The sequence below is a fragment of the Vibrio sp. 10N.286.46.A8 genome, from assembly GCF_041470165.1.
Lineage (GTDB): Bacteria > Pseudomonadota > Gammaproteobacteria > Enterobacterales > Vibrionaceae > Vibrio > Vibrio tasmaniensis_A.
In genome coordinates this window covers 1-8,652 of the sequence record NZ_JBFRLX010000219.1, presented here as the reverse complement: position 1 = coordinate 8,652, position 8,652 = coordinate 1, and the positions used below count along the sequence as shown (strand labels likewise).

The 8,652-nt window shown below is 41.4% G+C and carries 5 protein-coding genes; 2 read left to right on the top strand and 3 right to left on the bottom strand.

The window, feature by feature from the left end:
* Positions 1 to 130: 130 nt before the first annotated feature.
* Genes AB4232_RS19245 through AB4232_RS19235 form a run of 3 tightly spaced genes read right to left on the bottom strand, consistent with a single transcriptional unit; the run spans position 131 to position 3,057 of the window.
* Complete coding sequence (locus tag AB4232_RS19245) at positions 131 to 430, bottom strand: PAAR domain-containing protein (RefSeq protein WP_009846610.1); 300 nt, start codon at positions 428 to 430, stop codon at positions 131 to 133.
* A 24-nt stretch (positions 431 to 454) separates the two neighbouring features.
* Positions 455 to 1,015, bottom strand: coding sequence for a DUF6931 family protein (locus tag AB4232_RS19240; RefSeq protein ID WP_012603810.1), 561 nt, complete (start codon positions 1,013 to 1,015; stop codon positions 455 to 457).
* Positions 1,016 to 1,074: 59 nt separating this feature from the next.
* The gene (locus AB4232_RS19235) at positions 1,075 to 3,057 is read right to left on the bottom strand and encodes a type VI secretion system Vgr family protein (RefSeq protein ID WP_135443181.1); all 1,983 of its coding nucleotides are present in this window, start codon (positions 3,055 to 3,057) and stop codon (positions 1,075 to 1,077) included.
* 499 nt (positions 3,058 to 3,556) lie between these two features.
* Between AB4232_RS19235 and AB4232_RS19230 the strand changes: the two genes are divergently transcribed.
* Both AB4232_RS19230 and AB4232_RS19225 read left to right on the top strand, forming a co-directional pair.
* A complete protein-coding gene (locus tag AB4232_RS19230; RefSeq protein ID WP_009846613.1) occupies positions 3,557 to 4,852 on the top strand; it encodes a hypothetical protein in 1,296 nt (431 codons plus the stop codon).
* Between the two features lie 573 nt (positions 4,853 to 5,425).
* Positions 5,426 to 8,599 carry an HD domain-containing phosphohydrolase gene (locus AB4232_RS19225; protein ID WP_372087778.1) on the top strand — a complete coding sequence of 1,058 codons (3,174 nt, stop codon included), beginning with the start codon at positions 5,426 to 5,428 and terminating at the stop codon, positions 8,597 to 8,599.
* Positions 8,600 to 8,652: the final 53 nt, after the last annotated feature.

The following is an 8,652-nucleotide window of genomic DNA, read 5'->3' as shown; positions in this document are numbered from 1 at the left end:
CATTTATATATTCTATCGCTTTTTCTTAAAAAGTCCTATGTAAAATAGATATTTACTCAAAAATTTGAACTTTATCCAAGAAAATTACCCAGTAAGCCGACTTTTCGAAACCTTATGAAATGCAAGGGTTTTATCCTCCAATCATTACGGTAGGCATACCCAAGACAATAGTACCCCCGTGGGCAGTTGTATCTCCCATACGCGCAGCAGGCTTATTCATGATAAGTACAGTAGCACTGCCTTTGATGATGCTATCTGGGGGACCAACACAAACACACATATCCCCAAGCGTTGCTGCAGGCATATTGCCAATGAGAACTGTCGGTACACCAGGTCCAACGATTGGGCCTCCGACATGGGGGATTGGTGGAAGTGCGGGTGTCTGCATCGGGCAAACATGCATGTCAGTTAATCTTGCGGCTAACGTCATCGGCCACTCCTGTCATCTGTAACTTTATGATTGGCTGCCTTTGGCAAGCTCGAGAGCAATACCAATGGATTTCTTATAGTACTCGTTGGTTTTATCCCAATTGGGTAAGGCTGCGGAATGGTTGATTGCACCCGCTACCGCTTTGGAATATAAGAAAGGGTCGGGGAGGACGTTGGGTAAGTCAGGTGCAACAATACTGCCGGATCCGTTCCAAAATACGGCTTGAGCTAGCCAAGATGGCCCACAATTTAGTTGGAGCTTATTCGCAAAGAGTTCACTCTTTCTTCTCTGTTCTTCTGAAGGTGACTTGACCCAATCTTTGGCTGTTGAAATACATTGTTTTTGCATTGTAGACCACACATCACTTCTCGCATCGAGCGTATGTGCGCCCCACCAAATGGCCTCTCGAACAGGCAATCCGTGAGCAAGGAGCTGAACTAAGTCGAAATATAGCTCGCTTTCCAATAAAGCTTGAATAGAATCATCAATGTTGAATTCGTCATTAATCAGTGCTTGTGCTTCGTCGGAGCTTGAGAATCTGTCGAGTAACTGCCTGCCAGTTTGATATGGAATTTTTTTATACATGTTTCTGTCTTACCTGAATTTGTGCTCTAGTGTGGTTTAAATGCTAGCTATTGAATTCACTAATTCACCTTTACAATAGCACCCTTTAATTCGCCAAGTACGCCGCCATTAAAAGTACCTTTTAGGCCTGATTTAAACTCGGCACTTAAAGACCCTTCTGCTGTGAGTGTAGTATCCGCTTTAATCGCGACACTGAGTCCTTTAATACTGTTGGAGCTTGTCGCTTCGAGAGCGGTTGTTACACCTGATATCTTGTTCGCGGATGTCGCCTTACTTGTTACGTTCATGCCTTCAAGGTTGAGTGCGCTACTCGCTTTGATATCAATGTTACTTGCTTCAATACTAATCGAAGATGAAGACATAGTGATTTTGCTGGACCCAACCTTTAGCTCAATCTCGTCATCCGCTTCTAGGGATATAGATTTACCTTTGGCAGCGATAGCTTTGTCTGAGTTGAGGGTGTAATTATCTTCTGTTGATACGTTAACTTGTTTGGTGGTTTTCTGGAGCAACTCACCTTTGATGGTCTCTGTCAGGTTGTTCTCTATTTCTTTCGTGAAGTCTTTGGTTGCATGCATGTACAAGAGCTCATTGTCTTTCTTATCGTCAAAATAGAGCTCGTTAGCCAATCCGCTTAACTTAGTGCTAATACCTGTTTTCGTTGAGTTAGCTTCTTTGTAAGGTGGCGGGTTTTTACTGTTATAAACGCTTCCTGTGATAATCGGTTGATCTGGGTCACCATCAATAAAACTGACCAGTACTTCCTGTCCTACTCTTGGAATAAACTGAGCACCATAACCATTGCCAGCCATCATCTGAGCAACACGCACGTAGCAACTCGTTTTGTCTCCGGATGTTTGTGTATCCCAATGAAATTGAATGCGAACTCGACCTTGTTCATCTTGATTAATCTCACCTGCGGTATTGCCGGCTACGATGGCGCTTTGTAGTCCGTGTATTTTTGCCTTGTCCGTCGGTGAAGGATAATTAGGAGTCGACGTGTCAAGAAGGGTGAGACGTGTTTGACAATGGTTTTCGGTGCTATAACTCGTGTGAAGTTCTGTGACTAAATAGTCACCGAGTTGATCTTTGTCTAAATGGGATGATAGTGAAAACCATTTACCCAATTCAAATGAATCGTGTTGCGCTTCGGCTTCTACGGTTTGATAATTTTGCTCGAGCTGTTCAATTCGTCTTTTCACTAGGTTGCTGGCAAGGTCTTCCATCCCACCAGTGATACCAAGGTTAGGGTAAAACTGTTTCGTTAACTTGGTGTTGTTAGCTATCTTATGGCTGGATTTTTTCTGTTTACTGCTCACGAGTTTAGTTTGTGAGTAATCATAACTAGTCAGTTCGATGCTGGCACCATGAAATTGACCTTGCGGCATCCATTTATCGAGTAATGGATTGTTGCCTGAAGGGACTTCAATCATGTCCAGTTTACCGATATCTGACTTTTTATAAGGGCTCTGAGCGTCCTGTAGCATCATCACGTGATCTGAGTCGCTGTGTTGGAAAAAGTAATGAACCCCTTCTTCAGCAAGCAGGCGAGTTACGAAATCAAAGTCGCTTTCATCATATTGAACGCAATACTCTCGTTTGGATGAGGGCATGGTACCAGCCTTAAATGAGCCACTGAAACCTGCTTGGGTTAACACATCTGAAACGATATCTTTAGTCGATTGGTTTTGATAAACACGGAAAGAATGAGTGTGTATCAATAACCAAAACCACGGCCTTAGAGTGATGCGATAACTAGAATACTGCAGGTTACTGTCCATGCCCAATAACTGAACTTGCGTAACAATGCCGTTGAATACACGCGTGGCTGCTTGGTTGTTAGTGTCGTTAATAAAGCGTGTAATCGAAAGCTTTTGACCAAGCTGGTCATCAATTGAAAAGTTTTTTGAGATGAGTGTTAGTTCGATTTTAAAAGGCTTCGACAGGTACTCAGAAATAGCAAAATCGCTGACTGCATGCTCATTGCTTTTAGAATCTTTTGCCACAATCGCACTGGCAGAAGGGGAGAAATTATCCGTCATAGGCTCGCCTGATAATGCTCGAAGATGTTCTGATATTGTGTGGTATCAATATTAATGAACTGACTTGATTTGGAATTATGAGTCTAAATTTATAGCATAAATTTGATAATATATTAAGGTGTATTATAGCTTTCTTTGGAAGGCTGCTTCTTAATTTAGAAGTTGCCTGTATACCGAATCAACTTGAAGGTGCAGGCTTGAGTACCAAAAATTACCGATTCATTCTCACCACAACTTGCCTTAAGAGCTTCATCAGTCTCTATGAATCTAATTATATTTGCGGCAGAGCTATATTAGCCGATTGTGACAAAAGAACAGATATGGCAAACTATATAGAGTACATAGAGTTTAATTATAATCGGGCGATAAAGCTCAATACTCTAGGTGTCTAAGCCTAATTTAACTTTGAAAAAATAATGCTCAATGTGTTGTCCTTTCTTGCAAAAGCAGAACACTTTCGTTTCTGAACTAATACAGCTAAATAATAAGAGTTTTATACATGCAAAATCAAAATCCAATGTACGCTGATATGTTGAGAGTATTCTCTAAAGCGGAGCTTGAAGGTGGTTCTCTCTTTTCTAAACTTGTTGTTGTTGGCAAAACTGCAGGTCAACTAAAGGAAGTTAAAGGGGTAGTCGATAAGAGTATCGGACTTGGTAAGGCTCTTAATTACGCTGGAACTCACGGATTGTCATCAATCAATTCAAGTGCCGGCTACAAAATAGCGTCAGGCGCTGTTAAATCAGTTGCTAGCAGCGCTGCTATGAATAGCGATCAAAACTGGTTTATGAAAATCGTGTCTACTTTAAAGCAAAAGTTGACTGAATTTTTATCGTCGATTACAGACTTTGGAAACGATTTAAAGCAAAAACTATTCGCTCTATTACCCGATGTTGTATCAAAAACACTAGGCGAAGTTTTACAGCATGCTGGTAATATTAAAGCCGCATTAGAGTCAGCATACAAGACAATTACAAAAACAATGCACTACCTAAAATCTGACGGTATGACTATGCTCGCGACCAACAAAGTTGGTTCTTACGTAATTATATCTATCAGAGAGCAAATAAAAGGTGCGGCAGTATCAAGTTCGATTGCAACTCTGCAAAGTGGCGGGACGATATTAGTGAACTCTCTGAGTGCTGGTGTTGGTGCAGCAGTAACAACTATCGCTAACGCTATTGTTTCCATTTTCAAATTTTTTGTCTCGCTAATCAAAAAATGGAAAATGGAAAAAGAATATAATGAATTCAAGAAAAAATGTACGACTTACCTAATTAACGTTCAATCAATGAGTGATGAAAGGCTAGAACAGTTCTTCGCGGAACACATACGTAAAATCCCGATCTTAGCTGCCTATATAGTTTGCATCCCTAGATATGGTTCACCTTATAATTTTTTGAAAATTCTTGATGTTACCCCGCCAAATGCACACAAACGAATCAGCTTGAGCCGAGGAATACGCAAGATAAAGTCCAAGATATTAGGCACAACACTTGACAGTGATAAAGTGGCACATCAAAAAAACATTCTTTCGTCTTTTGAACTATTAAAAGAAGAGTCAAGAGAGTTTATTAAGGAATGTCCGATATCTCTAGAGAGTAAAACTCCAGGTGTTCTTGAGGTGTTAAAAGCAGCGAGAAGCCAAATGAACTTTCTTCCCGGTAGTGATTTGGATGCGAGTAAAGTCGCTCATGCTTTACATAAAAGTAAATTGAGCAAAATTCATGCAGGAAAAGCCCATCACGTAACGGCACGTTTAGATCTCCTAATACGTTCTGACCGCTGGGCGTAAGAGACTGTCCTAAATTCTGTGTAGCTGTCTAAGCTTAAGTCGTAATAGCGAAGGGTAGACAACATGGATAGGAAAACAGTTGGAAGTTTTTGTTCGTGAAGTTGCACCGTTATATTAGTTCTGACTAGTTCTAACTGGATCTGATACATCGATTCGAAACGTAGAGAGTTACCCACTTTGATTAAAGGAGCTAATCCCGTAATCAAAGACAATAAGGGGTAACTCTCATTTTCATACTAGCAATCCAATCATCAAACACATAGCCAGCCTACTCAATCTGGATTCGTAATGACTTAGAAAAGTTCAAGACGGGTCTTATTGCCTTGATGTCATTGGCGTAGGTGTTTCCATTTTATGAAAACTAATACCATTAAATTAATTATGGTATTAGTTTACTGACGTATATAGTTAATTATCATTTAAAGACATGATTATTGAGATTCAGGACAGAATGTTAGGAGAACTTGAATAATATATAGAATAATGTGTTGCTAGGGACGGTAGGGCGTTGTAATAATATAAGTATTGTTAGCGTGTTACGTTTTTAACTAGTGATTATTCAAGGATAGAATAATGGCAAACACAAAAATCTCGTTGCGGTTTACCGTTGGAGGGATGTTTCTACTTGCGACGGTGCTAACGGCGATCGTGGCGGTTTCACTTCAATATTACTTCAGTAAAAAAATGGCGACAGAGCATACCTTGTCCAAGTTGACCATGGTATCTCAGGACTTGAGCGACTATATCGGTAACGTCGACTCAGACGCGATAAATACCGCTCGATTACTCTCTTCCGTACATCGCTCTATTAGCCATCAAATATCTCGCGAAGAGTCGCGTGGGATCCTCTCTGAAGCCATAAAAGATAACCCTCTGTTTTACAGTATTTATATAGGCTCTTCTAATGAGCGCTTCTTCCAAATTATCAATCTAGAATCTTCCCCTTTAGTGAGAGACAAAATTGGTGCTGATAGCTCAGACCGTTGGGTTGTCATTGAGATTAGCGACAGAGAAGCAGGCCGTATCCGTACGACCAAATACTATGACCTTGAGTTTAATCTCAGGGAGTCAAAGACAGAACCGAGTAATTATTTTCCGACGACACGGCCTTGGTATGAATCCGCTAATACAGAGACGGTTGAAAAAACGCAGCCTTACCTTTTTCAGCATCTCCAGATAACTGGCCAAACCTATTCTCTAGCTTTTGAATCAAAAGCTGCTAGCGATACACAACACGTGATAGGCATCGATATCGTATTATCTTCTTTAGCGAGTAAGTTGTCTGCAAGCGCATTAGGTTTAGAGGAGGATAGTCAGGCAGAATCTTTCTTATACTCAAAGTCAGGTAACATTATTGCGTCAAATCGAGATGCTGAAACGGAAAATGCACTTCCTCAAATAAGTGAAATCGATTGGTCTGCTCAACAAAAAGCCGTAATTGAGAGCATGCCTCCTTTGTTATTCTCTAATCAAAGCGATTGGGGACCAATGGATTTCGCTGTATCTGGACAGCCACACGGTTATGCGATTGATCTTCTGAAAATGATTAGCGAGATGAGTGGTGTTAAGTTCGAGTTCGTTAATGGCTTTTCGTGGGCAGAGCTAACGGGAAAGTTTCATGAGGGAAGCATCGATGGTTTGCACTCTATTCAGAATTACGAAAGCAACGGAGTAAAAGGCTTATATACGGATGCGATTTACGAGCTACCTTTCTCTGTTGTTACGCGAGAAAACGCGCAAATCGTCTCAAACTACGGAGATCTCAGCGGAAAAAAGGTTGCGATTTTATCTGGATGGTCGGTTATTCCTCAACTAAGAAAAGATTTTCCAAATATTGAGCTTGTTGAATTTCCTAGTATAGAATTGGCATTTGACGCTGTTGATCGTGGTGAGAGCTTTGCAGTACTCGACGCTAAGCCAGTGCTTGAATTTTCTTTGGATAAATTTTTCCATGCAAGATTGAAAGTTAATGAAGTGCTGTTGGACCTCAAAGCTAATTACCCAAACCAGTTCCACATTATGTTGCAAAACAAACATCAGCAGTTCTTACCTATCCTAAATCAAGCGATTCGCACACTCACAGATGAACAGAAAGCTTTTTTATCTCAAAAATGGTTTCATCATCATGCCCTTAACTCCGGTACAACCATTCCTTATGCTGAGCTTTATGAACGAACTGCAACGGCTACGACCGAAGGTGAAATGGCTAAGATTTTGCTCAATGGAGAACCTAAGCGTCTTTATCTGAAAAAGATTGAAACGGGCGAGCACTACTCTGAATATTTTGCCGTTGCGATACCTGAGGAGGAAATCTACAGCGCGGTCAACAAACGAGTTGTGACGTCTATTGGTGTGACAGTGCTTTTGATGAGCTTAACTTTGCCTGTAGCTTGGGTATTTGGTGCGCCAATTGTTCGGCCGATACGCCAATTAAAGGCTGAAACTAGCAAGATTAAGCAGCGTGATTATGACAACGTAGCCTTACTTGACACTCGAATAAAGGAAGTTTGGGAGTTATCTGTTGCAGTCAAAGAGATGGCAACAGAGATAAAGCAGCATGAGCAGAATCAAGAGGCCTTTGTTGAATCTTTTATTAAGCTGATTGCTCAGGCGATCGATGATAAGTCCGCTTATACGGCAGGGCATTGTAATCGTGTACCAGAACTGGGTTTGATGCTGGCTGATGCGGCTGAAAAATCGCAGTCTGAGCACTTCAAAGACTTTAAGTTTGAAAATGATGATGAGCGCCGTGAGTTTAGAATTGCGGCTTGGCTTCATGATTGTGGCAAGATCACGACACCGGAACACATCGTCGATAAAGGTACGAAGCTAGAAGCTAACTATAATCGAATTCACGAAGTGAGAACGCGGTTTGAAGTACTTTGGCGTGATGCGGAAATTACGGCTTTGAGGAAACAACTTGAACGCACGTTACCAAGGCAACAAATAACCGATGAGCTTGCAGCGACGAAACAACAACTACAAGATGACTTTGCTTTTATCGCGACATCAAACGTAGGTGGTGAATTCATGAGTGATGACAAAGTCGCACGTATTCGATCTATCGCTGAGACGACTTGGACACGTAACTTTGATGATCAACTTGGTTTATCACCGATAGAGGCGTTGAATCGAGAATCGAGCTCAAGCTTACCAGCGGTAGAGCCGCTGTTATGTGATAAGCCTGAACATATAGTGAAAAGAGATAGGCCGTTAGAGTTTGACCCGAAATATCGAATAAAAATGGATGTACCTGAGCACTTATACAATCTGGGCGAAGTCTATAACCTGAGTATTGCACGTGGCACCTTAACTGCTGAAGATAGATTTAAGATAAATGAGCACATGCTTGGCACGATTAAGATGCTTGAGAACCTGCCATTCCCGAAAGAACTAAGCCGTGTTCCTCGCTATGCTTCGACGCACCATGAAACACTCAAAGGCACGGGATATCCAAGGAAGCTGACAGGTGATGACCTTTCAATCCCAGAACGTATTCTGGTGATCTCAGATATTTTTGAGGCGTTAACTGCTGCGGATAGGCCTTATAAGAGGGCGAAACCAATCAGTGTTGCTGTCGACATCATGTATAAAATGGCGTTGGACGAGCATCTTGATATAGAACTGTTTAGATTGTTCTTAACCAGCGGTACTCACCTGCGTTATGCAGAAGAGTATCTCAAATCAGAACAGGTTGATTTTGTCGATATCAACAAATACCTCGAAGTCACTCGTCAGATAGCTTGATTAAAGGTTGGCTTGTTAGAACGGGTTCGATGAATGAAAGGCGCACATGAGTG

Bases quoted from the DNA above. Each gene is read 5' to 3' on its own strand.
- AB4232_RS19245 (WP_009846610.1), bottom strand. From the start codon at position 430: ATGACGTTAGCCGCAAGATTAACTGACATGCATGTTTGCCCGATGCAG.
- AB4232_RS19235 (WP_135443181.1), bottom strand. From the start codon at position 3,057: ATGACGGATAATTTCTCCCCTTCTGCCAGTGCGATTGTGGCAAAAGAT.
- AB4232_RS19230 (WP_009846613.1), top strand. From the start codon at position 3,557: ATGCAAAATCAAAATCCAATGTACGCTGATATGTTGAGAGTATTCTCT.
- AB4232_RS19225 (WP_372087778.1), top strand. From the start codon at position 5,426: ATGGCAAACACAAAAATCTCGTTGCGGTTTACCGTTGGAGGGATGTTT.
- AB4232_RS19240 (WP_012603810.1), bottom strand. From the start codon at position 1,015: ATGTATAAAAAAATTCCATATCAAACTGGCAGGCAGTTACTCGACAGA.